General features: G+C 58.0%; 22 protein-coding genes and 1 pseudogene. 19 read left to right on the forward strand and 4 right to left on the reverse strand.

Annotated features, from left to right (window positions below; translation table 11 throughout):
* Positions 1-105: 105 nt before the first annotated feature.
* The 7 genes from AC07UI_RS11210 to ispD all read left to right on the forward strand — a co-directional run bounded on the left by AC07UI_RS11210 (position 106) and on the right by ispD (position 7,996).
* Positions 106-1,053 carry an acetyl-CoA carboxylase carboxyltransferase subunit alpha gene (locus AC07UI_RS11210; RefSeq protein WP_494992567.1) on the forward strand — a complete coding sequence of 316 codons (948 nt, stop codon included), beginning with the start codon at positions 106-108 and terminating at the stop codon, positions 1,051-1,053.
* Between the two features lie 136 nt (positions 1,054-1,189).
* Positions 1,190-2,503 carry a tRNA lysidine(34) synthetase TilS gene (gene tilS / locus AC07UI_RS11215; RefSeq protein WP_494992568.1) on the forward strand — a complete coding sequence of 438 codons (1,314 nt, stop codon included), beginning with the start codon at positions 1,190-1,192 and terminating at the stop codon, positions 2,501-2,503.
* A gap of 273 nt (positions 2,504-2,776) precedes the next feature.
* Positions 2,777-4,408 carry a CTP synthase gene (gene pyrG, locus AC07UI_RS11220; RefSeq protein ID WP_494992569.1) on the forward strand — a complete coding sequence of 544 codons (1,632 nt, stop codon included), beginning with the start codon at positions 2,777-2,779 and terminating at the stop codon, positions 4,406-4,408.
* 17 nt (positions 4,409-4,425) lie between these two features.
* Complete coding sequence (kdsA, locus tag AC07UI_RS11225) at positions 4,426-5,271, forward strand: 3-deoxy-8-phosphooctulonate synthase (protein ID WP_494992570.1); 846 nt, start codon at positions 4,426-4,428, stop codon at positions 5,269-5,271.
* Between the two features lie 163 nt (positions 5,272-5,434).
* The gene (gene eno, locus AC07UI_RS11230) at positions 5,435-6,724 is read left to right on the forward strand and encodes a phosphopyruvate hydratase (protein ID WP_494992571.1); all 1,290 of its coding nucleotides are present in this window, start codon (positions 5,435-5,437) and stop codon (positions 6,722-6,724) included.
* Positions 6,725-7,013: 289 nt separating this feature from the next.
* Positions 7,014-7,292 carry a cell division protein FtsB gene (gene ftsB / locus AC07UI_RS11235; RefSeq protein ID WP_494992572.1) on the forward strand — a complete coding sequence of 93 codons (279 nt, stop codon included), beginning with the start codon at positions 7,014-7,016 and terminating at the stop codon, positions 7,290-7,292.
* Positions 7,289-7,996, forward strand: coding sequence for a 2-C-methyl-D-erythritol 4-phosphate cytidylyltransferase (gene ispD, locus AC07UI_RS11240; protein ID WP_494992573.1), 708 nt, complete (start codon positions 7,289-7,291; stop codon positions 7,994-7,996). The genes ftsB and ispD overlap by 4 nt, the downstream gene beginning before the upstream one ends.
* 52 nt (positions 7,997-8,048) lie before the next feature.
* On the opposite strand, the gene AC07UI_RS11245 is transcribed toward ispD, so the two are convergent.
* A complete protein-coding gene (locus AC07UI_RS11245) occupies positions 8,049-8,945 on the reverse strand; it encodes a LysR substrate-binding domain-containing protein (RefSeq protein ID WP_494992574.1) in 897 nt (298 codons plus the stop codon).
* 106 nt (positions 8,946-9,051) lie between these two features.
* On the opposite strand from AC07UI_RS11245, the gene AC07UI_RS11250 reads away from it, so the two are divergent.
* From AC07UI_RS11250 to rpoS, 8 genes are all read left to right on the forward strand, one after another.
* Positions 9,052-10,164: an S-(hydroxymethyl)glutathione dehydrogenase/class III alcohol dehydrogenase gene (locus tag AC07UI_RS11250; protein WP_494992575.1), complete on the forward strand. Its 1,113-nt coding sequence runs from the start codon at positions 9,052-9,054 to the stop codon at positions 10,162-10,164.
* A gap of 8 nt (positions 10,165-10,172) precedes the next feature.
* A complete protein-coding gene (gene fghA, locus AC07UI_RS11255; RefSeq protein ID WP_494992576.1) occupies positions 10,173-11,018 on the forward strand; it encodes an S-formylglutathione hydrolase in 846 nt (281 codons plus the stop codon).
* 52 nt (positions 11,019-11,070) lie between these two features.
* A complete protein-coding gene (gene ispF / locus AC07UI_RS11260) occupies positions 11,071-11,544 on the forward strand; it encodes a 2-C-methyl-D-erythritol 2,4-cyclodiphosphate synthase (protein ID WP_071551620.1) in 474 nt (157 codons plus the stop codon).
* Complete coding sequence (truD, locus tag AC07UI_RS11265) at positions 11,541-12,599, forward strand: tRNA pseudouridine(13) synthase TruD (protein WP_494992577.1); 1,059 nt, start codon at positions 11,541-11,543, stop codon at positions 12,597-12,599. The genes ispF and truD overlap by 4 nt, the downstream gene beginning before the upstream one ends.
* Positions 12,587-13,336 (forward strand): 5'/3'-nucleotidase SurE, encoded by a 750-nt coding sequence (gene surE, locus AC07UI_RS11270; RefSeq protein ID WP_494992578.1) that lies wholly within the window; start codon positions 12,587-12,589, stop codon positions 13,334-13,336. Before truD ends, surE begins: the two co-directional genes overlap by 13 nt.
* 41 nt (positions 13,337-13,377) lie before the next feature.
* Complete coding sequence (locus AC07UI_RS11275) at positions 13,378-14,013, forward strand: protein-L-isoaspartate(D-aspartate) O-methyltransferase (protein ID WP_494992579.1); 636 nt, start codon at positions 13,378-13,380, stop codon at positions 14,011-14,013.
* A 209-nt stretch (positions 14,014-14,222) separates the two neighbouring features.
* Complete coding sequence (locus tag AC07UI_RS11280) at positions 14,223-15,080, forward strand: peptidoglycan DD-metalloendopeptidase family protein (RefSeq protein ID WP_494992580.1); 858 nt, start codon at positions 14,223-14,225, stop codon at positions 15,078-15,080.
* Positions 15,081-15,185: 105 nt separating this feature from the next.
* On the forward strand, positions 15,186-16,190 hold the full coding sequence (gene rpoS, locus AC07UI_RS11285) for an RNA polymerase sigma factor RpoS (RefSeq protein WP_494992581.1): 1,005 nt from the start codon (positions 15,186-15,188) through the stop codon (positions 16,188-16,190).
* Positions 16,191-16,755: 565 nt separating this feature from the next.
* Here the strand turns inward: rpoS and fdxA are convergent.
* A complete protein-coding gene (gene fdxA / locus AC07UI_RS11290; RefSeq protein WP_007908827.1) occupies positions 16,756-17,079 on the reverse strand; it encodes a ferredoxin FdxA in 324 nt (107 codons plus the stop codon).
* Positions 17,080-17,269: 190 nt separating this feature from the next.
* Positions 17,270-19,837, reverse strand: a complete 2,568-nt coding sequence (mutS, locus tag AC07UI_RS11295; RefSeq protein WP_494992770.1) for a DNA mismatch repair protein MutS — start codon at positions 19,835-19,837, stop codon at positions 17,270-17,272.
* A gap of 135 nt (positions 19,838-19,972) precedes the next feature.
* Here mutS and AC07UI_RS11300 point away from each other — a divergent pair.
* The 4 genes and pseudogenes from AC07UI_RS11300 (at position 19,973) to recX (ending at position 22,984) form a co-directional block, all read left to right on the forward strand.
* Positions 19,973-20,471: pseudogene (locus tag AC07UI_RS11300) on the forward strand (LexA family transcriptional regulator).
* Between the two features lie 400 nt (positions 20,472-20,871).
* Positions 20,872-21,372, forward strand: coding sequence for a CinA family protein (locus AC07UI_RS11305; protein ID WP_494992582.1), 501 nt, complete (start codon positions 20,872-20,874; stop codon positions 21,370-21,372).
* 83 nt (positions 21,373-21,455) lie between these two features.
* Positions 21,456-22,508 (forward strand): recombinase RecA, encoded by a 1,053-nt coding sequence (gene recA, locus AC07UI_RS11310; RefSeq protein WP_494992583.1) that lies wholly within the window; start codon positions 21,456-21,458, stop codon positions 22,506-22,508.
* An 8-nt stretch (positions 22,509-22,516) separates the two neighbouring features.
* Positions 22,517-22,984, forward strand: a complete 468-nt coding sequence (gene recX, locus AC07UI_RS11315) for a recombination regulator RecX (RefSeq protein ID WP_494992584.1) — start codon at positions 22,517-22,519, stop codon at positions 22,982-22,984.
* 60 nt (positions 22,985-23,044) lie between these two features.
* On the opposite strand, the gene AC07UI_RS11320 is transcribed toward recX, so the two are convergent.
* Entirely contained in the window at positions 23,045-24,163 is a 1,119-nt protein-coding gene (locus tag AC07UI_RS11320) for an LOG family protein (protein ID WP_494992585.1), read from the reverse strand.
* Positions 24,164-24,518: the final 355 nt, after the last annotated feature.

Below are 24,518 nucleotides of genomic sequence, written 5' to 3' on the forward strand. Positions count from 1 at the left end.
CAAATTTTTAATCTCGACCTGAACGCGCCTCTCCCTTAAGGTAGGGCGCGAATAGACAACTGGCCGGCCCAAGCTCTCTTGGACGTCGACCCAAGACGGACGCCTATGAACCCGAATTTTCTTGATTTCGAACAGCCGATCGCCGACCTGCAAGCCAAGATCGAAGAGTTGCGCTTGGTCGGTAATGACAATTCGCTGAATATCGGCGATGAAATCTCTCGTCTGCAAGACAAAAGCAGCACACTGACCGAGGACATCTTCGGCAAGCTGACCAGCTGGCAGATCGCGCGCCTGGCGCGTCACCCGCGTCGCCCGTATACCCTCGACTACATCGAACACATTTTCACCGAGTTCGATGAGCTGCACGGCGATCGGCACTTCTCCGACGATGCTGCCATTGTCGGTGGTGTTGCCCGTCTGGACGACCAGCCGGTGATGATCATCGGTCACCAGAAAGGCCGCGAAGTGCGCGAGAAAGTTCGCCGCAACTTTGGCATGCCACGTCCGGAAGGCTATCGTAAGGCCTGCCGTCTGATGGAGATGGCCGAACGCTTCAAGATGCCGATCCTGACCTTCATCGACACTCCGGGCGCGTACCCTGGCATCGACGCTGAAGAGCGCAACCAGAGCGAAGCGATTGCCTGGAACCTGCGCGTCATGGCACGCCTGAAAACCCCAATCATTGCCACCGTGATCGGTGAGGGCGGTTCCGGTGGTGCGCTGGCGATCGGTGTCTGCGATCAGCTGAACATGCTGCAATACTCGACTTACGCGGTTATCTCTCCGGAAGGTTGCGCCTCGATTCTGTGGAAAACTGCCGAGAAGGCACCGGATGCGGCTGAAGCCATGGGCATTACTGCCGAGCGCCTCAAAGGCCTGGGTATTGTCGACAAGGTTATCAATGAGCCGCTGGGTGGTGCGCACCGTGATCCGGCTGGCGCAGCAGCGTCTATCCGTGCCGAACTCAGCTCGCAACTGGCGATGTTGAAGAAGCTGGATAACGACAAGCTGTTGGCTCGTCGCTACGAGCGTCTGATGAGCTACGGTCTCTGATTTGACGCTGATCTACTGTAGGAGCGAGCGGTGCGGCGATCCGGCTTGCCCGCGATAGAGGCGCCTCGGTCAATCTGACTGATCGCGTTATTGTTCATCGCGAGCAAGCTCGGCTCCTACAGGTTTTGGTGCGTTCATGACTCTTTGCGCAACACTTCTCAAGCAACTTGCCCCCTGGCGCAACGCCTCGACCTGGCGCATCGCCTTCTCCGGCGGGCTCGACTCCACCGTTCTGCTGCATCTGCTCGCGCAACTCGCTAAAACCGAATCCCTGCCGACACTCTCTGCCATCCATGTCCATCACGGCCTTCAGGCTGTGGCCGATGCGTGGCCGGAACATTGTCAGTCGGTCTGTGATGCGTTGGGCGTGCCGCTGCAGGTGATTCGCGTCGAGGTCCGGCCCGGCGCCAGTCTTGAGCGTGCCGCCCGGGATGCGCGTTATGGCGCCTTCATCGCGGCGACCGGGGCCAATGAATTGCTGTTGACCGCTCAGCACCGCGACGATCAGGCTGAAACACTGCTTTTCCGTTTGTTGCGTGGGGCAGGGGTGAGAGGGTTGTCGGCGATGCCCGAACAGCGCCCGCTGGGGCACGGACATTTGCTGCGACCACTGCTCCATGTGTCGCGGGCCGAGTTGGAGGCTTATGCCGCTGAACATCAGTTGAACTGGATCGAAGATCCCTCGAATGATGATCGGCAGTTCTCCCGCAATTATTTGCGCCATCAGGTGTTCCCGGTACTGACCGAGCGCTGGCCACAGGCGGTGACGACCATCGCTCGCAGTGCTGCGCATCTGAGTGAGGCGCAAGGGCTGCTCGATGAGCTGGCTGAAATGGATCTCGCTAATGCCTGCGCTGTCAGCGAGTTCGATTGGCTGGGATTACCGTCGCTGGCGTTGCCCCCCCTGGAAAATCTGTCGTTGGCTCGCCAGCGCAATGCCTTGAGTCACTGGCTGGCCGCGTGGACCCTTTTGCCTGATAGCGACCACTGGTCGGGCTGGCAGGCCTTGCGCGACGCTGCGGGCGATGCAAGGCCCATCTGGTGTCTGGCAGACGGAGAGTTGCATCGGGCCGCAGGGCGAGTCTGGTGGCTGTCTGGCAGTTGGCTGCGAGCTCCGGAACCGGCTCCGATCTGGACGGATCCGGCCTCGGCTTTGCTGTTGCCCGATAACGGTAGGCTGAGATTCAGTGGTCAAATCCCCGAAGGGCCATTACACGTTCATTACCGTCAGGGCGGTGAAGTCATGCACCTGCCGGGGCGTGGTCACCGGGACCTGAAGCGCTTGCTCAACGAAAGCCGCCTGCCATTGTTCGCCCGTGGCAGATTGCCGCTGGTGTACCGCGGTGAGCAATTACTAGCGGTTGCGAACCTCCCTGGACTGAGCGCAAGTGCCCATGAATGTTGGCAATTGCATTGGCTGCCACCGACGAGCGATCAAGGTTTGAGCTGAAAGGGGCTTTCCGGTAGACTACGCTCCCTTCTTGATACAACTTCTGTGGATTCCCATGAATTGCAGGAGTTGCCGATTACCAAGCAGTCTTTGCTGGGCGATTCTCAAAAAAATGTGTAGCGCGTACCGTATCGGTGTTCTGTGCCGATCTGTTCCAACGCAGCAATTTTTCGAAAGATGCACTGTAATTAATGCAGGTGATCGGGGGCTTCGGCCTTCCTTCGCTTTCCCCGGCGGCTCTGACCGCTTTAACGCAGACTTCTAGGGTTTTTCATGACGCGCTACATCTTCGTCACGGGCGGTGTTGTTTCTTCATTGGGGAAAGGCATTGCCTCGGCTTCATTGGCAGCCATCCTGGAGGCGCGGGGACTTAAGGTCACCATGCTCAAACTGGACCCCTACATCAACGTTGATCCGGGCACCATGAGCCCGTTCCAGCACGGTGAAGTGTTCGTCACCCACGACGGCGCCGAAACCGACCTGGACTTGGGCCACTACGAGCGGTTCATCCGCACGACCATGACCCAGAACAACAACTTCACCACCGGCCGTGTCTACGAACACGTCCTGCGCAAGGAGCGCCGTGGTGATTATCTGGGCGCAACAATCCAGGTGATTCCGCACATCACCGACGAGATCAAGCGCCGGATCATCAAGGGCGCCGGCGATGCCGACGTGGCCATGGTCGAGATCGGTGGCACCGTGGGTGACATCGAATCCCAACCGTTCCTCGAAGCGATCCGTCAATTGCGTTTCGAAGTTGGCGCCAAACGCGCGATGCTGATGCACCTGACGCTGGTACCGTACATCGCCACTGCCGGTGAAACCAAAACCAAGCCTACTCAGCATTCGGTCAAGGAGCTGCGTTCCATCGGCTTGCAGCCAGACGTGCTGGTGTGCCGTTCCGACCACCCGATCGATATCTCTTCGCGCCGCAAGATCGCGCAGTTCACCAACGTTGAAGAACGTGCGGTCATCGCGCTGGAAGACGCCGACACCATCTACAAGATCCCGGGCATTCTGCACTCCCAGGGCCTGGATGATTTCGTCGTCGAGCGTTTCGGCCTGCAATGTGCTGGTGCCGATCTGTCCGAGTGGGAAGCTGTGGTTGACGCCAAGCTCAACCCGGAGCACGAAGTCACCATCGCCATGGTCGGCAAGTACATGGAGCTGCTGGACGCCTACAAGTCGCTGATCGAAGCGATGAGTCACGCCGGTATCAGCAACCGCACCAAGGTCAACCTGCGTTACATCGATTCCGAAGACATCGAGAACCAGGGCACTGCGCTGCTTGATGGCGTCGATGCGATTCTGGTGCCAGGCGGTTTCGGTCTGCGTGGCGTGGAAGGCAAGATCACCGCCGTTCAATTCGCTCGCGAAAACAAGATTCCTTACCTGGGTATCTGCCTCGGTATGCAGGTGGCCGTGATCGAGTTCGCTCGTAACGTGCTGGGCTGGAAAGACGCCAACTCCACTGAATTCGATCGCAACAGCGGTCACCCGGTCGTTGGCTTGATCACCGAGTGGGAAGACGCCACCGGCGCAGTCGAAACCCGTACCGAAACCTCCGATCTGGGTGGCACCATGCGTCTCGGCGCTCAGGATTGCCTGCTGGAAGCCGGGTCCCTGGTCCATGACTGCTATGCCAAGGACGTCATCGTCGAGCGTCATCGTCATCGTTATGAAGTGAACAACAAGCTGCTGCCGAGCCTGATGGAAGCGGGCCTGAAAATCTCCGGTCGTTCTGGTGATGGCGCGTTGGTTGAAGTGGTTGAAGCACCGGATCACCCATGGTTCGTCGCGTGCCAGTTCCACCCTGAGTTCACCTCGACACCGCGCGACGGTCACCCGTTGTTCAGCGGCTTCGTCAAGGCTGCTTTGGTTCAGCATCAGAAGAAAGCTTGAGCCCGGAGATAAAACGCATGGCGCAGAAAATCATCCGCGTAGGCAACATCGAGATCGCCAACGATAAGCCGATGGTGCTGTTCGGCGGCATGAACGTGCTGGAAAGCCGCGACATGGCTATGCAGGTCTGTGAAGAGTACGTGCGGGTTACCGAAAAACTCGGTATCCCTTACGTGTTCAAGGCCAGCTTCGACAAGGCTAACCGCTCGTCCGTGACCTCTTATCGTGGCCCGGGCCTGGAAGAGGGGATGCGGATTTTCCAGGACGTTAAACAGGCGTTCGGTGTGCCGATCATTACTGACGTCCACGAGCCTGAACAGGCTGCGGTGGTCGCCGAGGTCTGCGACATCATCCAGCTGCCAGCCTTCCTGTCGCGGCAGACCGATCTGGTGGTGGCCATGGCCAAGACCGGCGCGGTGATCAACATCAAGAAAGCCCAGTTTCTCGCCCCTCATGAAATGAAACACATTCTGAGCAAGTGCGTAGAGGCGGGTAACGATCAGTTGATCCTCTGTGAGCGCGGTTCGAGTTTCGGCTACAACAACCTAGTTGTGGACATGCTCGGCTTCGGCATCATGAAGCAGTTCGAATACCCGGTATTTTTCGATGTGACCCACGCGCTGCAAATGCCTGGCGGTCGCTCCGATTCCGCCGGTGGTCGTCGCGCCCAGGTCACTGATCTGGCCAAGGCTGGCATGAGTCAGTCGTTGGCTGGCTTGTTCCTCGAAGCGCATCCAGATCCGGACAACGCCAAATGCGATGGCCCTTGCGCCTTGCGTCTGGACAAGCTGGAGCCATTCCTGGCCCAGCTCAAGGCTCTGGATGAACTAGTGAAGAGTTTTCCGACAGTAGAAACCGCGTAAACCTGATTTCTCCGGTAAAGTACCGCTCGATTTATCGCTCTGGCCTGCGGGCCGCACTGCTCTTGTAGGAGTACGGCTTGCCGGCGATGGTGTCCTTGTGGGCTCCTTCGCTGGCAAGCCATGCTCCCACAGCGTTCTAGTCAACTTTGGAGTGTTTACAACAATGGCAAAAATCGTCGACATCAAAGGTCGTGAAGTTCTCGACTCCCGTGGCAATCCCACCGTCGAAGCGGATGTGCTTCTCGATAACGGCATCATCGGCAGTGCATGTGCGCCGTCCGGTGCTTCCACTGGCTCGCGTGAAGCGCTCGAGCTGCGTGATGGCGACAAGAGCCGTTACCTGGGCAAGGGTGTGCTCAAGGCTGTAGCCAACATCAACGGTCCGATTCGTGACCTGTTGCTGGGTAAGGATCCGGTTGACCAGCAGGCACTGGACCGCGCGATGATCGCGCTGGACGGTACCGAAAACAAGGCAACCCTGGGCGCCAATGCGATCCTCGCCGTTTCCCTGGCCGCGGCCAAGGCAGCAGCACAGGACCAGGACCTGCCTCTGTATGCACACATCGCCAACCTGAACGGCACCCCGGGTGTTTACTCGATGCCGGTTCCGATGATGAACATCATCAACGGTGGCGAGCACGCCGATAACAACGTCGACATCCAGGAATTCATGGTTCAGCCGGTTGGCGCCAAGACTTTCGCCGATGGCCTGCGCATGGGCACCGAGATTTTCCATCACCTCAAAGCTGTGCTGAAGGCTCGTGGCCTGAGCACCGCCGTCGGTGACGAAGGTGGTTTCGCGCCGAACCTGGCGTCTAACGAAGACGCTTTGAAAGTGATCTCCGAAGCTGTGGCCAACGCTGGTTACAAGCTGGGCACCGACGTGACCCTGGCTCTGGATTGCGCTGCCAGCGAGTTCTACGAAAATGGCAAGTACGATCTGGCTGGCGAAGGCCAGGTGTTCGATGCTGCCGGTTTCGCTGACTACCTGGCCGGTCTGGCCAGCCGTTACCCGATCATCTCCATCGAAGATGGCCTGGATGAGTCCGACTGGGATGGCTGGAAAATCCTTACCGACAAGATCGGCGACAAGGTTCAACTGGTCGGCGACGACCTGTTCGTGACCAACACCAAGATCCTGAAAGAGGGCATCGACAAGAAGATCGCCAACTCGATCCTGATCAAGTTCAACCAGATCGGCACCCTGACCGAAACCCTGGAAGCCATCCAGATGGCCAAGGCTGCTGGTTACACTGCGGTGATCTCGCACCGTTCCGGCGAAACCGAAGATTCGACCATTGCCGACCTGGCTGTGGGCACCTCGGCTGGCCAGATCAAAACCGGTTCGCTGTGCCGTTCCGACCGTGTTTCCAAGTACAACCAATTGCTGCGCATCGAAGAGCAACTGGGCGCCAAGGCCAAGTACAACGGCCGCAGCGAGTTTCGCGGCTAAGCTGAAGTATCCTGCCTCGCAAATAGCTGCTCCTTTTTGACGGCGTCTGTTGCCTTCATGCAGCGTTGCCTGACGACAACAGCCACTCGTCAAAAGATGAGCGTGTTTGTGAGGCGAGACACTAGATGGTAAAAAGACACCGGATTGTGTCGGAAAGAACGCTACAGCGGCTTTTTTGCCACTAATCTGACGTCTTAGAGTACGAGCCTGGTTCTTCCAGGCTTCGTGCTATTGGTCGATTCAAAATTGTTGGCATGGCTGTCTTTTTTCACTGGAAACCCGATATTCGATGCGCAGTCCCAATTGGTTGTTCCTCGTCTTGCTCTTGCTGCTGGCTGGCCTGCAGTACCGCCTGTGGGTGGGGAATGGCAGTCTGGCGCAGGTCGCCGAGCTGACCCAGCAAATTGCTGACCAGCACGCCGAAAACGAGGCACTGCTGGAGCGTAACCGCGTTCTGGATGCCGAAGTCCTTGAGTTGAAAAAAGGTATGGAGACCGTTGAAGAGCGGGCTCGCCATGAGTTGGGCATGGTCAAGGAGGGTGAAACCCTCTACCAGTTGGCCCAATGATTCAGACGCTACCGGCCTTCTGGGCCGTGATTCCTGCCGCGGGCGTTGGTGCCCGTATGGCTGCGGACCGCCCCAAGCAATATTTGCAACTGGGTGGGCGCACAATTCTCGAACACAGCCTCGGCTGTTTCCTCGACCATCCCGCCTTGAAGGGGCTGGTGGTCAGTCTTGCTATTGATGACCCCTATTGGCCGACTCTGGCTTGCGCCCATGATCCGCGAATTCAGCGGGTGGATGGCGGTCAGGAGCGCTCGGGCTCGGTACTCAACGCGTTGCTGCATTTGCATGCACAAGGCGCTGCCGACGAGGACTGGGTGTTGGTCCACGATGCCGCGCGACCGAATCTTTCTCGCGATGATTTGGACAAGCTGCTGATTGAGCTCGCGGATGATCCTGTTGGCGGGCTATTGGCTGTGCCAGCGCGCGACACCCTGAAACGTGTCGACAAACAGGGGCGGGTGGTTGAAACCGTTGATCGCAGTTTGATCTGGCAAGCCTATACACCACAGATGTTCCGTCTCGGCGCATTGCATCGGGCCTTGGCTGACAGTCTGGTGGCTGACGTGGTGATCACCGACGAGGCCTCGGCCATGGAGTGGGCAGGTTTGGCCCCACGCTTGATTGAAGGTCGCTCGGACAATATCAAGGTCACCCGTCCCGAAGACCTGGAGTGGCTACGCCTGCGCTGGGCGAATCGCCGGTAGAAGAGCTTTTCGTAGCAGCTGGCGAAGCCTGCTGCTACGGGTGGAGTTGCAACTACTCCAGATACTCCGGCCGTTTGGCCAGTCCCTCCTTCAGATAATCCACCAGCTTGCGCACCTTCGGCGACAGATGCCGTTGCTGCGGATACAACGCCCAGACGGCGGTGTTCGGTGGTTGATGAGCATCCAGCAACGACACCAGTGCGCCGCTTTTCAGGTGTTCCAGCACGTAATAGTCCGGCAGCTGACACAACCCAACGCCTTGTAGCGCAGCGTCCAGCACCGCTTGCCCACTGTTGCAGCGCCAATTGCCCTGTACCCGCTGGGAAAACTCTCTCCCGCCCTGCTCCAGTTGCCAGATGTCCGAGCTGCCGATCAAACAGTTGTGTCGGCTCAGCTCGGACAAACTGTGCGGACGACCATAACGTTCCAGATAGGACGGCGAGGCGCACAAGTACATGCGCCGTGGTGCCAGGCGCGTGGCTACCAGTCGTGAGTCTTGCAGGCGGCCAAGCCGAATCGCCAGATCCAGACCTTCGTGCACCAGATCGAGCGGGCGGTTGCTCAATTCGATATCGACCCGCAATTGCGGATAAAGCCCCATGAAGCTGGTCACCAGCGGCACGATAAAGCGCTCGCCATACGCCACCGCGCAGGTCATGCGCAGCATGCCTTTGGGCTCGCTGGTCAGGTCGCCGACTGCGCGTAAGGCTTCTTCGCGTCCGTCCTGCAAGCGTTGGCAGTGTTGCAGGAAAGTTTGCCCGGCTTCGGTCAGCGTCACCCGGCGGGTACTGCGGTAGAGCAGGCGGGTTTGCAGGCGCTCTTCGAGTCGTACGATTTGTCGACTGATGTGCGAAGACGAAACCCCAAGGCGTTCGGCGGCAGCCGTGAACTGGTTGCATTCAGCGACGGCGACGAACTCATCGATGCCTTCCCAGCGGTTCTCGGACATGAGGATTATCCCTGTGCAGCAATAATGTTTTGCTTTTGGCTGGATTATTCATCGCTTGGCGGTGTTTTACACTCCCTGTCTCGTTTTTATTCGCTGGAGAGTCAGGATGATCAAGTCGCGCGCCGCCGTTGCCTTCGAGGCCAAGAAACCCCTCGAGATCGTTGAAGTCGATGTCGCCATGCCCAAGGCCGGTGAAGTCCTGTTGCGTGTGGTCGCGTCCGGCGTTTGCCATACCGACGCCTACACCCTGTCGGGTGCCGACCCGGAAGGCATATTCCCGTCGATCCTCGGCCACGAAGGTGGCGCGATTGTCGAGGCCATCGGCGAGGGTGTGACTTCGGTAGCGGTGGGCGATCACGTGATTCCGCTGTACACACCGGAATGCGGCCAGTGCAAATTCTGCAAGTCAGGCAAAACCAACCTCTGCCAAGCCATCCGTGCGACCCAGGGCAAAGGCCTGATGCCAGACGGCACCACGCGCTTCTCCTACAAAGGTCAGCCGATTTTCCACTACATGGGTACGTCGACCTTCTCCGAATACACGGTGTTGCCGGAAATCTCTGTCGCGAAGATCCCTAAAGACGCACCACTGGAAAAAGTCTGCCTGCTGGGCTGTGGCGTCACCACGGGGATCGGCGCTGTCATCAACACCGCCAAGGTCAAACCGGGCGACACCGTGGCAATCTTCGGTCTAGGTGGCATTGGCCTGTCAGCGGTCATCGGTGCGGTCAAAGCCAAAGCCGGGCGAATCATCGCCATCGACATCAACCCGGCCAAGTTCGAAATCGCCAAGCAGTTGGGCGCCACCGATTGTGTGAACCCGAAAGACTTCGATCGCCCGATTCAGGACGTTATCGTCGACATGACCGATGGCGGTGTGGACTTTTCCTTCGAGTGCATCGGCAACGTGCAGCTGATGCGCGCTGCATTGGAATGCTGCCACAAAGGCTGGGGTGAGTCGGTGATCATCGGCGTTGCCGGTGCTGGCCAAGAGATTTCCACCCGTCCGTTCCAACTGGTAACCGGCCGCGTCTGGCGCGGTTCGGCGTTCGGTGGCGTGCGCGGTCGCACGGAGTTGCCAAGCTACGTCGAAATGGCCCAGAGCGGCGAAATCCCGTTGGACACTTTCATTACCCACACTATGGGGCTGGAAGACATCAACAAGGCATTCGACCTGATGCATGAAGGCAAAAGCATCCGCTCTGTCATCCATTTCTGAGGTCGGTCATGAGTCTGGAGAACCTCTCATGCCAGAAGAGCTTCGGTGGCTGGCATAAACGCTACAAACATCATTCCGAAGTACTGGGCTGCGACATGGTGTTTGCCGTGTACCTGCCGCCGCAAGCGGAGCAGGGCGGCAATCTGCCGGTGTTGTACTGGTTGTCGGGATTGACCTGCACCGACGAGAACTTCATGCACAAGGCTGGTGCCATGCGCATGGCGGCCGAGCTTGGTCTGATCATCGTCGCACCGGATACCAGTCCGCGCGGCGTCGATGTGCCGGGTGATCCGGATGGCGCCTGGGATTTTGGACTGGGTGCGGGCTTTTATCTGAATGCCACGCAGGAACCTTGGGCCAGGCATTATCGGATGCATGACTACGTGGTGCAGGAGTTGCCGGCACTGGTCGAGGCGCATTTCCCGGCGTCCGACAAGCGTGGAATCAGTGGTCACTCCATGGGTGGCCACGGTGCCTTGGTATGTGCGTTGCGCAACCCCGGGCGTTATCAGTCGGTGTCGGCTTTTGCGCCGATCAACAATCCGATGGATTGCCCTTGGGGGCAGAAGGCGTTTTCCCGCTATCTGGGTGAGGAGCGCTCGAAATGGCGCGAATGGGATGCCAGTGTGCTGATCGCCGAGGCCAGTGAAAAGCTGCCGTTACTGGTGGATCAGGGGGATCGAGATGACTTTCTGGCCACTCAGCTCAAGCCCGAAGCGCTACAGCAGGCGGCGAAACTTGCCGGCCATCCGCTGACCTTGCGTCTGCAACCAGGCTACGACCACAGCTATTTCTTCATCGCCAGCTTCATCGATGATCACTTGCGACATCACGCACACGCTCTAGGCGCCTAATGTCCGCCAAAGCAGGTAGAATCACGCCCTGACTAAATCGGGGCGTTTTTTTATGCGTATTGGCCACGGCTATGATGTGCACCGTTTCGCTGAAGGCGATTTCATCACTCTGGGCGGCGTGCGAATTGCACACAGCTTCGGGCTGCTCGCCCATTCCGACGGCGACGTCTTGCTGCACTCGTTGAGCGATGCCTTGCTCGGCGCGGCGGCGCTGGGTGATATCGGTAAACACTTCCCGGACACCGACCCGCAATTCAAAGGTGCTGACAGCCGCGTACTGTTGCGTCACGTTGTCGCACTGATCCACGCCAAGGGCTGGAAGGTCGGTAATGTCGATAACACCATCGTTGCCCAGGCGCCAAAAATGGCCCCGCATATAGAATCGATGCGCGCGCTGATTGCCGCGGATCTTCAAGTTGAGTTGGATCAAGTGAACGTGAAAGCTACCACCACCGAAAAGCTCGGCTTTGTCGGTCGCGAAGAAGGCATTGCCGTGCACTCCGTTGCCTTGTTGCTGCGCGCATGAACGAACTGCAATTGCTCGGCCCGCGTGCCTATGGCGAAGCACTGGGGACGGCGGTACTGAAAGCCACCGCTGAAGACTTTCAGGTCGACGAAGTACTGGATATTCCCTTGAGCGGCGACGGTGAACACCTGTGGTTATGGGTGGAAAAGCGCGGCCTGAACACCGAAGACGCGGCCCGGCGCATTGCCAAGGCTGCGGGTGTACCGCTTCGTACCGTGAGTTACGCGGGGTTGAAGGATCGCCAGGCGCTGACCCGACAGTGGTTCAGCCTGCAACTGCCGGGCAAGGCCGACCCCGATCTGTCGGCGGCAGAAAACGACACGCTGAGAATTCTGAAAAGCACTCGGCATAAACGCAAGTTGCAACGCGGGGCCCACGCGGCCAACGGTTTTACCCTGCGTTTGACTGAACTGGTGGGGGACAAGGCGGCTATCGACGAGCGCCTGCAACTGATCGCCAGGCAGGGTATTCCAAATTATTTCGGTGCCCAGCGCTTCGGCCATCAGGGCGGCAATGTGGTCGATGCCCGTGACTGGGCCGCTCGCAAGGCCCTGCCGGAACAGCGCAATGTGCGCTCGCGTTTACTCTCGACCGCCCGCAGTTATCTGTTCAATCAGGTGCTGGCTGCCCGTGTCGCCGATGGCAGTTGGCAGCGAGCGCAGATTGGCGATTTGCTCGCGTTCACCGATAGCCGTAGCTTTTTCCCGGCAGGCGAAGCGGAATGCAGCGACCCGCGTCTGGCGATCCTTGATCTGCACCCGACAGGGCCACAGTGGGGCGAGGGGGAGTCACCGGCGAGCGGCGCCACTCATGTTCTTGAGCAAGAAGTCGCTGCCCGCGAAGCCGATCTGCGCGATTGGTTGATTAAAGCCGGAATGAGCCATGAACGTCGCATCCTGCGGCTGCCCATTGGCGGGTTGACGTGGCATTATCCCGAGCCTGACATTCTGCAACTGGAATTCGTCCTGCCGGCCGGATGCTTCGCCACTGTATTGGTGCGCGAACTCGTCGATCTGGTGCCGGTGGGGCAGACGGACAGCCCATGCGTATTCTGATATCTAACGACGATGGGGTAACAGCACCCGGTCTCGCCGCGCTTTATGCTGCGCTGGCGGATTACACCGAGTGCGTGGTTATCGCCCCGGACCAAGACAAAAGCGGCGCCAGCAGCTCGCTGACACTCGATCGTCCGTTGCACCCGCAAACCCTGGCAAACGGCTTTATCAGCATCAACGGAACCCCCACCGATTGTGTTCATCTGGGCCTCAATGGTCTGTTGGAGCGCGAGCCGGACATGGTGGTTTCCGGGATCAACCTGGGTGCCAACCTGGGTGACGATGTGCTGTATTCCGGTACCGTCGCCGCCGCGCTGGAAGGGCGTTTTCTGGATCGGCCATCCTTCGCCTTTTCGCTGGTGTCGCGTCAGGTCGAGAACCTGTCGACCGCTGCGTACTTCGCGCGCAAACTGGTAGAGGCTCATGCCCAACTGGATTTGCCACCACGTACTGTGCTGAATGTGAATATCCCCAATCTGCCGCTCGATCACATACGTGGCATCCAGCTGACCCGTCTGGGCCATCGCGCCCGTGCTGCGGCGCCGATGAAAGTGGTCGACCCGCGAGGCAAGTCCGGTTATTGGATTGCGGCGGCAGGCGATGCCGAAGACGGCGGCCCGGGCACTGACTTTCATGCGGTGATGCAAGGTTATGTTTCGATCACCCCGTTGCAGCTCGATCGCACCTTCAATGATGCCTTCAGTAGTCTCGATGGCTGGCTGGAGGGGTTGCGTTAATGGGGCGTGAACAAGACGACCTGTTGCGTCGAGGTATCGGTATGACCTCTCAACGAACTCGCGAGCGCTTGATCCAGCGGTTGTACGAGGAGGGACTGTCCAACGCCCAGGTATTGGAAGTGATCCGCCGTACCCCGCGTCATCTATTCGTCGATGAGGCGCTGGCGCACCGCGCCTATGAAGACACCGCGTTGCCGATCGGCCATAACCAGACAATTTCCCAGCCCTATATGGTGGCTCGCATGAGCGAGCTGTTGTTGGCGGCAGGTCCATTGGACAAAGTTCTGGAGATTGGCACCGGGTCCGGTTATCAGACGGCGGTCCTGTCGCAACTGGTTGAGCGTGTGTTCTCGGTCGAACGGATCAAAGTGCTGCAAGATCGCGCCAAGGAGCGCCTGGTCGAATTGAACCTGCGTAATGTAGTGTTCCGCTGGGGCGATGGCTGGGAAGGCTGGCCGGCACTGGCGCCGTACAACGGCATCATTGTTACCGCTGTTGCCACCGATGTCCCTCAGGCCTTGCTCGATCAGCTGGCTCCCGGCGGGCGCTTGGTGATTCCGGTCGGCGCGGGTGAGGATCAACATCTGATGCTGATCATTCGTGAAGAGCAGGGTTTCTCTCGGCAAGTTCTGGACGCTGTACGCTTTGTGCCTTTACTCAACGGTCCATTGGCTTGAGCTTTTGTTTAATCGCGGTGAATTCTGCTTGATAGCGTTTGTCTTACAGCGGGCTATTCATATAAACACTATTGAACGTCGGTCAGCAGTTGTGTCCTTCTCTCGATTTCGCTTTGCCAGCGGTAAAGAATGAACGGCCGGTTATACTGGCGACATTCCAGGCCTGAACAGGCAATCTTTATTATCAGCCACCACATAGGGAGCGGCGGGTGAGTCTCACAGTCATTGCGCAGCGTATGGGTATAACAAGCTTTCAGCGACTGGTGATTGGCCTTGTCTTGAGTTCCACGTTGGTTGCGTGCTCCAGCAAACCTTCGGACGGCGTGCGGGTAGTCGACGGTAATAATGCAGTGGCCCAGCGGCCGGTCGTGACCACTGGCCAGTATGTCGTTCGCCGTGGCGATACATTGTTCTCGATCGCTTTTCGCTATGGTTGGGACTACAAAGCCCTGGCGGCACGCAACAATATTGCTGAGCCTTATACAATTCATCCGGGTCAGACGATTCGCTTTGACGGCCGTTCAGGTTCCACGCCGACCACCGTTGTAACAAAACAGGATTCAACACCATCCTCTTCCCTTAAAACCACGGTAATCAGGCGTCCGGCAGGCGCTGTAGCCGGCACCACAGCCGGTACTGCAGCCAGTGTCGAGAGCAAGCCGGCACCGGCTCCGCTACCGCCGGCAGGGCCTGCGCCGACCGGTTGGGGGTGGCCTTCGAGCGGCATTTTGATCGGGAAATTCTCTTCAAACGGCAGTTTGAATAAAGGCATTGATATCGCCGGAGATTTGGGACAGCCTGTTTTAGCTGCGTCTGATGGGACGGTTGTTTACGCCGGGAGTGGCTTGCGGGGCTACGGCGAGTTAGTCATTATCAAACACAGCGATACCTACGTAAGTGCTTACGGCCACAACCGTAGGCTGTTGGTTCGGGAGGGGCAGCAGGTCAAAGTCGGACAGGCAATTGCCGAAATGGGGTCAACTGGTACGGACCGGGTGAAACTGCACTTTGAGATTCGCCGTCAGGGTAAACCTGTAGATCCGCTGCAATTCCTGCCACGTCGTTGATCGGTTACCAGCCTGTTCCCTCACGTAGAAGGAACAGGCTCCAGCGTTGCCAAGGATAAAGGCGTCGCTTGAGCTTGAGGTCGAACTCACCAAAGGACTATAACAATGGCTCTCAGTAAAGAAGTGCCGGAGTTTGACATCGACGATGAGGTTCTCCTGATGGAGGCCGGCGTCGCTATGGATTCGATGTCGAATGAAGGATTTGCTGCACCTTCAGTTCGTGCCAAATCCAAACACTCCGCTTCACTAAAGCAACATAAATACATTGATTACACGCGGGCGCTCGATGCGACCCAGTTGTATCTCAATGAAATCGGCTTTTCCCCATTGCTCTCCCCGGAAGAGGAAGTTCATTTTGCGCGTTTGTCGCAGAGTGGCGATCCGGCCGGGCGTAAGCGCATGATTGAAAGCAACCTGCGGCTGGTGGTGAAAATCGCCCGACGATATGTCAATCGTGGGCTGTCGCTGCTGGACCTGATCGAAGAGGGCAACCTCGGCTTGATCCGCGCAGTGGAAAAGTTTGATCCGGAACGCGGCTTCCGCTTTTCGACCTACGCAACCTGGTGGATTCGTCAGACCATCGAGCGCGCGATCATGAATCAGACCCGGACCATCCGGTTGCCAATCCATGTGGTCAAAGAGCTCAACGTCTACCTGCGGGCAGCACGTGAGCTGACTCAAAAGCTCGATCATGAACCTTCCCCTGAAGAAATCGCCAACCTGCTGGAAAAGCCGGTAGGTGAGGTCAAGCGCATGCTGGGCCTCAATGAGCGGGTTTCTTCGGTCGACGTCTCACTGGGTCCGGATTCGGATAAAACCCTGCTGGACACCCTGACTGATGACCGTCCAACCGACCCTTGCGAGTTGCTCCAGGACGATGATCTGTCGCAAAGCATTGATCAGTGGCTCTCGGAACTGACTGACAAGCAGCGAGAAGTGGTGATACGCCGCTTCGGGTTGCGCGGCCATGAGAGCAGCACTCTGGAAGATGTTGGCCTGGAGATTGGCCTGACCCGCGAGCGGGTCAGACAGATTCAGGTTGAAGGCCTCAAGCGCCTTCGAGAAATTCTTGAGAAGAACGGCCTGTCGAGTGAGTCGCTGTTCCAGTAGCTGGAACGCATTAGCTCGCAAATAAAAGCCCCGACTGGTTCGGGGCTTTTTATTTTCGAGAGAGTTGATGGGCAGAGCAGCGTCCTGTCGGTGTTTCAGGTTTAGTCTTTTGCTGGTGTAAGCCTTGGCCTACTCTTTCGTAAGTGTTCGGTTTTTTTGCTTCAGGGCAGACATCCATTAGCGTTGTTGTTTTTTTCTATTCTATTGATTTTAAAGAGATTTTTTTGACAGCTTGGTGGTGGTTTACTCACCATTTCCCCCGGGCTGTGTGATTGCTCTTGCTGGGGAACCATCTACTATCAGCGCTGTGTCAACGGATAGACACAACCATCAAGGATGATGGTCAAGGACATCGCAGGAAGCGGTTCATCAGGATGATGAAAAGGAACACAAGGACTAGGGAAAAAATGTGGGCGGGTAATACCGCCCCTTTTTTTGCCTGTCTGTAGCTACCGCAGGTTCGGGCCGCCGATTTTTTAAGCCGCGACGCATAGCTGACAGACATCAGGCAAACCCCGAAAAGCAAAAAAGCCCACGAGGGGCCTTTTCGGGAGCGCGATGATTATCAGCGTTCGAGGTCTTTGATCTTGCCCTTCACGCCATCCCACTCTTCAGCGTCCGGCAGCGATTCTTTTTTCTCAGTGATGTTTGGCCAGATTTCGGCCAGTTCAACGTTCAACTGAATGAATTCCTGCATCTCTTCCGGGACTTCATCTTCGGAAAAAATGGCCACAGCAGGGCATTCTGGCTCACAAAGTGCGCAGTCAATGCACTCATCCGGGTGAATCACCAGGAAGTTCGGGCCTTCGTAAAAGCAGTCCACCGGACAGACTTCTACGCAGTCGGTGTACTTGCACTTGATGCAGTTGTCGGTGACGACGAAGGTCATTTCTAATTCTCTCCTCAGGCGCGGCTTGCTGCGCCCCTTCACGGTGGGGTCGCCAGGTTTGGGAGCGATAGTCTGCAGGCAGGCTAAGCCAGCAGCATCCCAAACCGCGCGAGATTCTAACAGCTTGCAGGCATCTGCGTTAGGGGCTGTTGACGTTTGGTGGCGGCTCGCCACCAAACGTCAACAGACTCTATATCCGTGTCTTTAATGTATAGAGCATTTCGAGCGCTCTACGCGGGGTCATGTCATCCAGATCGAGTTTGGCCAGCTCATCCAGCACCGGATGGGGCAGGCTGGCGAACATATCGCTCTGCTGCGGCGCTGCGGGTTTGCCTTTGGCAGGCGCTGGCACTTCGTGGGGCAGGCTGGTGGTTTCCAGCCGGCTCAAGTGCTCGCGAGCACGTACTATCACCTCGCTCGGTACGCCGGCCAGTTGCGCAACCGCCAGCCCGTAGCTCTGGCTGGCAGGGCCAGGCAGTACATGGTGGAGGAATACGATGCGCTCGTTATGCTCGGTGGCGTTGAGGTGGACGTTGGCCACCAGCGGCTGGCTTTCCGGCAATACCGTCAGCTCGAAGTAGTGGGTGGCGAACAACGTGTAGGCGCGCAGATGAGCCAATCGCTCGGCTGCCGCCCAGGCCAGGGACAGACCGTCAAAGGTACTGGTGCCGCGACCGACTTCATCCATCAACACCAGGCTGCGCTCGGTGGCGTTGTGCAAGATGTTCGCCGTTTCGCTCATTTCGACCATAAAGGTCGAACGCCCGCCAGCCAAGTCATCGCTGGAGCCTATACGGGTGAAGATGCGGTCAACCAGTGACAACTCGCAACTGGCGGCCGGCACAAAGCTGCCGATATGCGCCAGCAACACGATCAATGCGGTTTGTCGCATGTAAGTGGATTTACCGCCCATGTTCGGACCGGTGATCACCAGCATCCGGGTGCTGTCATCCAGACTCAGATCGTTGGCCACGAACGGCGTGCTCAGCACTTGTTCGACCACTGGGTGACGACCCTGAGTGATGCGCATGCAAGGCTCGCTGACGAAGCGTGGGCAGTTCAGGTCCAGGTTCAGTGCGCGTTCAGCCAGGTTGCTCAGCACGTCCAGCTCGGCCAATGCCGCAGCAGTGTCTTGCAACGGCGGCAGGCGGCCGATCAGGTTCTCGAGCAGGGCTTCGTAGAGCATCTTCTCGCGGGCCAGTGCGCGGCTCTTGGCGGACAAGGCTTTGTCTTCGAAGGCCTTGAGCTCCGGGGTGATGAAGCGCTCGGCACCTTTGAGGGTCTGGCGGCGAATGTAGTCAGCCGGTGCCTGTTCGGCCTGTTTGCTCGGCAATTCGATGAAATAGCCGTGAATCCGGTTGTAGCCGACTTTCAGGTTGGCAAGGCCCGTACGGGCTTTTTCACGGGCTTCGAGGTCGATCAGGAACTGCCCGGCGTTTTCGCTCAGCGATTGCAGTTCATCCAGCTCGGCGTCGTAACCGGTTTTCAACACGCCGCCGTCACGGATCACCGCAGGCGGGTTGTCGATGATGGCTTTTTCCAGCAGGGCCGCGAGTTCTGGATAGGTGCTGGTGGTCACGGCCAGTTGCTTGAGGTGGGGGCCCTCAAGTTCGCTCATGGCCACTTGCAGTTCCGGCAAGGCACCCAAGGCATCGCGCAGGCGCGCCAGGTCCCGAGGACGGGCGTTACGCAGGCCGATACGGGCGAGGATCCGTTCGATATCGCCGATTTCCTTGAGCTGCGGTTGCAGCTTTTCAAAGCGATAGCCGTCCAGCAGGCAGGTGATCGAGGTCTGGCGGGCCAGCAATACCTGCAAGTCACGCAGCGGACGGTTCAGCCAGCGCGTCAACAGGCGACTGCCCATGGCGGTCTGGCAACGGTCGACCACCGATTGCAGGGTGTTGTCGCGTCCGCCGGCGAGGTTGGTATCCAGTTCCAGATTGCGGCGGCTCGCGCCGTCCAGTACGACGGTGTCGTCAAGGCGTTCGTGGCGCAGGCTGCGCAAGTGCGGCAAGGCAGTGCGCTGGGTTTCTTTGGCGTAGCTGAGCAGGCAACCCGCGGCACCGATGGCCAGGGTCAGGTTCTCGCAGCCAAAACCCTTCAGGTCCTGGGTGGAGAATTGTTGGCAGAGGCTTTTGAGCGCCGAGTCGCGCTCGAAATCCCACGGCGCGCGGCGACGTACACCACGGCGCTTTTCGGCCGGTAGATCCTTTGGCCAATCATCCGGGATCATCAGTTCGACCGGGTTGACGCGCTCCAGCTCCGCCAGCAGGTTTTCCCAGCCTTTGATTTCCAGAACCGTGAAGTTACCGCTGGTGATGTCCAGCACGGCCAGACCGAACAAGCGCTCGTCACCCAGCACCGCCGCGATCAGGTTGTCCCTGCGCTCATCGAGCAGTGCTTCATCGCTGACCGTGCCCGGAGTAATGATCCGCACCACCTGCCGGTCCACCGGACCTTTGCTGGTCGCCGGATCGCCGACTTGCTCACAGATCACCACCGACTCGCCGAGCTTCACCAGTTTCGCCAAATAACCTTCGGCCGCATGGTAAGGAATCCCGCACATCGGAATCGCTTGTCCTGCCGACTGCCCGCGCGCGGTCAGGGTAATGTCCAGCAATCTGGCGGCTTTCTTCGCGTCTTCGTAGAAGATCTCGTAGAAGTCACCCATGCGATAGAACATCAACTGGTCGGGGTGCTGGTTCTTCAACCGCCAATATTGCTGCATCATCGGCGTGTGGCTGGACAAGTCTGAAATAGCTTTATTCATCAGTGGCTTAGAGCGATTCGTTAAAAATGAGGGGCAAAATTGGGGCCCTGCGGCCCGGCTTTTTCGCGATGGGCGCAAGGTTACCACGGGATCTCCGCCATGGAGCTTCATCGTCGAACCGGTGTGCCTCAATCCACGCTTTCACGCATTCTCAGCGGCAAGATTGTCGGTCCTTCGGATAAGCACATCTCGCGGATCGCCGAGTATTTTCGCGTGAGCACCGATCAATTGCGCGGGCGTGCGGATGTTGCCCCCGCCAAAGCCCCAGCGCGACGAGTTGCATTCAGAACTCAAGGACATAAGTCCGTGGGATGACGATACCCCCGTCGAAGACGACGAGGTGTCGATTCCCTTTCTTCGCGAGGTTGAATTGGCTGCTGGATCAGGAAGATTCGTCATCGAGGAAAGCGAGAAAGCCAGCCTGCGTTTCGGCAAGCGGAGCCTGCGGCACAATGGTGTGCAGTTCGACCAGGCCAAGTGCGTGACCGTCCGCGGCAACAGCATGCTGCCGGTGCTGCGTGATGGCGCCACGGTCGGGGTCAATGCCGCTAAATGCGCGATTGGCGATATCGTCGACGGCGACCTTGTTCACGTCTTCTGGTGGGGCATGTACGCCCGTTAACCTCACCTCTTCCAGATAGAGCCCGCATTGAGCGGGCTTATTTTCGTCTGTAGAAAACCGCCTGAGCCTTTGTCCATGCAGGTCTCGATGCTTTGATGCATTTGTTGTGCATAAATAATTGAATTTGTGCAATCTGCGGCCATCGGACTTTACGAGCGGTGGGCCGCCAAGCGCATCGGGGGTCTGTGAAGTACCACCGCGTGATTCCAGTCAGGATCACTAGATGGCGTTCAGTTTCCAGAACCAATGGATTGGCAGACCAGGGGCAATGACTACGAGCCCAGCCCGCAAGGATGTGTTCAGAGCTATCGCTCATTAACATTTTGACCGACCAGGCGTCTTGCAAGCGCGATACGCTCGTGTACGGTAGGTCTCACGCCAGCCTGATCAGGAGAGGACCATGGACGAAATCACCCAGCTTGCCGCTGAACTCGGCAGGCGTTTGCAGATTCTCAATACGCACGTCTGTACCGCCGAGTCCTGCACTGGCGGTGGGATCGCCGAGGCCATTACCCGTATCCCGGGTAGCTCGGCGTGGTTCGAAGCTGGTTATGTCACCTACTCCAATCGTCAGAAAACCCAGCAACTGAATGTGCCCACCGAGCTGTTCGAGCAGGTGGGGGCGGTCAGTCGTGAAGTGGTCGAGGCCATGGTTCGTGGTGCTCAGGACAAAAGCCGTGCGCGTTTTGCCGTGGCCGTCAGTGGTGTGGCCGGGCCGGACGGCGGTTCGCCGCAGAAACCGGTGGGCACCGTATGGCTGGCCTGGGCGGTCGGAGAGGCGATCAATGCCGAGTGCCGCTACTTCCCCGGTAACCGCGATGACGTTCGCCGACAAACGGTGAAGGCCGCGCTAGAGGGGTTGCTGCTGTATGCCGCGGGAGAAATCTCAAATCAGGGGTAGGCGATCCTCAAGCGCTGTGGAATAATACTGGCTACTTATACAGGTGTTGGCCGTCAGGCCTTATTGATTACGTGAGGACTTTAATGGACGACAACAAGAAGAAAGCCTTGGCTGCGGCCCTGGGTCAGATCGAACGTCAATTCGGCAAGGGTGCCGTAATGCGTATGGGCGATCACGACCGTCAGGCGATCCCGGCTATCTCCACTGGCTCTCTGGGGCTGGATATCGCACTCGGCATTGGCGGCCTGCCAAAAGGCCGTATCGTTGAAATCTACGGTCCGGAATCTTCCGGTAAAACCACACTGACTCTCTCCGTGATTGCTCAGGCACAGAAGATGGGCGCCACCTGCGCTTTCGTCGACGCCGAGCACGCACTGGATCCGGAATACGCTGGCAAACTGGGCGTCAACGTTGATGACCTGCTGGTCTCCCAGCCGGATACCGGCGAGCAAGCGCTGGAAATCACCGACATGCTGGTGCGTTCCAACGCCATCGACGTGATCGTCATCGACTCCGTGGCAGCTCTGGTGCCAAAAGCCGAAATCGAAGGCGAAATGGGCGACATGCACGTGGGCCTGCAAGCCCGTCTGATGTCCCAGGCACTGCGTAAAATCACCGGTAACATCAAGAACGCCAATTGCCTGGTTATCTTCATCAACCAGATCCGTATGAAAATCGGCGTGATGTTCGGCAGCCCGGAAACCACCACCGGTGGTAACGCGCTGAAGTTCTACGCTTCGGTTCGTCTGGATATCCGCCGTACTGGCGCGGTGAAAGAAGGTGATGAAGTCGTCGGTAGCGAAACCCGCGTCAAAGTCGTCAAGAACAAAGTGGCTCCGCCGTTCCGTCAGGCTGAGTTCCAGATTCTCTACGGCAAGGGTATCTACCTGAACGGCGAGATGATCGACCTCGGCGTACTGCATGGCTTCGTGGAAAAGTCCGGAGCCTGGTATGCCTACAATGGCAGCAAGATCGGTCAGGGCAAGGCCAACTCGGCCAAGTTCCTGCAGGACAACCCGGATGTTGCCGCGGCCCTTGAGAAGCAGATCCGCGACAAGCTGCTGACGGCGACGCCGGACGTGAAAGCCAATGCGATCCGCGAGACTGCTGACGATCTGGCCGACGCTGATATCTGATCGATCCGATGAACGCCGTACTCGATACACTCGTCGCGGTGCGGCGAACCGCAATGGACCTGCTCGCGCGACGCGAGCACGGTCGAGTCGAGCTGACGCGTAAACTGCGTCAGCGCGGCGCCTCTCCTGAAATGATCGACACAGCACTTGACCGTCTGACGGAAGAGGGCCTGCTGTCCGAATCCCGTTACCTCGAAAGCTTTGTTTCCTACCGTGCCCGTTCCGGTTATGGCCCTTTGCGCATTCGCGAAGAGTTGAGCCAGCGCGGTCTGCAACGTGCCGATATTGAACTCGCCTTGCGTGAGTGTGGTATCAGTTGGCAAGAGCAACTGGAAGATACCTGGCGTCGCAAGTTTGCCGGGCATTTGCCGATAGACGCCCGCGAGCGTGCCAAACAAGGCCGCTTTCTGAGTTATCGGGGTTATTCAATGGAAATGATCGGCCGCTTGTTGAGCGGCCGTGGGACGGATGACTGACTGATATGGCTCGCCCCACTGTTTACGTTAGAGGGCGCGAACCACTGAGTTGCTTGTCGATCAAGTGACCTTGATTGGTTCCCGTGCACGTTGTTGTGTCTTGTTCTGAGCCTTGGCCCAGTTTTCCGGCAGGTTGATGAAGTCGACCAGTTCACGCAGACGACCGTGATCGCGGGCGTTGAAGGTGAACGAGAGTCGCGCCAGATGGCTGTACTGTGCTTCGTCGTGCTCCTCTCCACTGTAAGCATGCTGATGAAAGTGATCGCTCAGGCAGAGGTCGGCAAAGGCCTTCTGCATGTGCTCAAGCGCCTGCTCGCTTAGTTTATGGTTCATGCGAATCACAAACTGATGCTTCAGCCAGCGGCTGGAGTGGAAGTTGCTGTAGAACTGGTTGATTTCCTCCACGGCTTCATCGGCGCTATGCACCAGGCGAATCAGTTTCATGTCGCTGGGAAGAATGTAGCGATTGTCCTCCAGTTGATTGCGAATAAAGTCCAGAGCGCCTTGCCAGAAACTGCCGTCCGGAGCGTCCAACAGCACCACCGGTACCAGCGGGCTTTTGCCGGTCTGGATCAGTGTCAGTACTTCCAGCGCTTCGTCCAGCGTGCCAAAGCCGCCAGGGCAAAGCACCAGGGCGTCGGCCTCTTTGACGAAAAACAGCTTGCGGGTAAAGAAAAAGTGGAATGGCAGCAGATTGGCTGTGCCTTCGACGGTTGGATTCGCATGCTGCTCAAATGGCAGTGTGATATTAAATCCAAGGCTGTGTTCGAGACCAGCGCCTTCATGGGCGGCAGCCATGATGCCTCCGCCGGCGCCGGTGATGACCATCATGTTCGAGCGAGCCAGGGTCGCACCGAGTTCCCGGGCCAGACTGTAGAGGGGGTGTTCGATCGGCGTACGTGCCGAGCCAAAGACGGTGACCTTGCGTCGACCTTTGAACTGTTCCAGCACACGGAAGGCATGCTCCAGTTCGCGCAGGGCTTGTAGGGTGATCTTGGCATTCCAGCGATTGTGGTCTTCCTGGGCCATGCGCAAGACAGTCAGCATCATGTCGCGATAAATCGGGGTATTCGGGCTATTGGGTGCAACCAGGTTGAGTTGCTCTTCGACCTTGCTGGTGAGGTCGCTACCGTTGCTTTGAAAATGACGGCTTAGGAGGTCATTCGGTTGGTAAGGCATTCAACTTCTCCTTCTGGACAGACCCCTTGGCACCGGCGAGATATTCGCTAGCGCCACGACACTCCATGTGTCGCTGTCAACCCAGACTAACGCCTGAGCATTACACCTGACTCGACAGTGCCTGAAACATTGACTGTGGCGATCGAGTCATCCATACGGGCTCTGTTTTTTCCTTGGATGAAAGAAACATTCGCACTGCAAGACGCTGTTGGGCAACCCCCTTTTCTGCCCCAAAAAAGTTAACCGGCACACTCTGAATCTAGACCCTCCAGGCGGTTTTTGCTGGCTTGATCATGTGCCCGGAAAGTCTTGGCTGGCAACAGCTTACTGCTGATTCGCAACGGGGTTTCACCGC

The organism is Pseudomonas sp. GW821-FHT04C07, assembly GCF_059420325.1.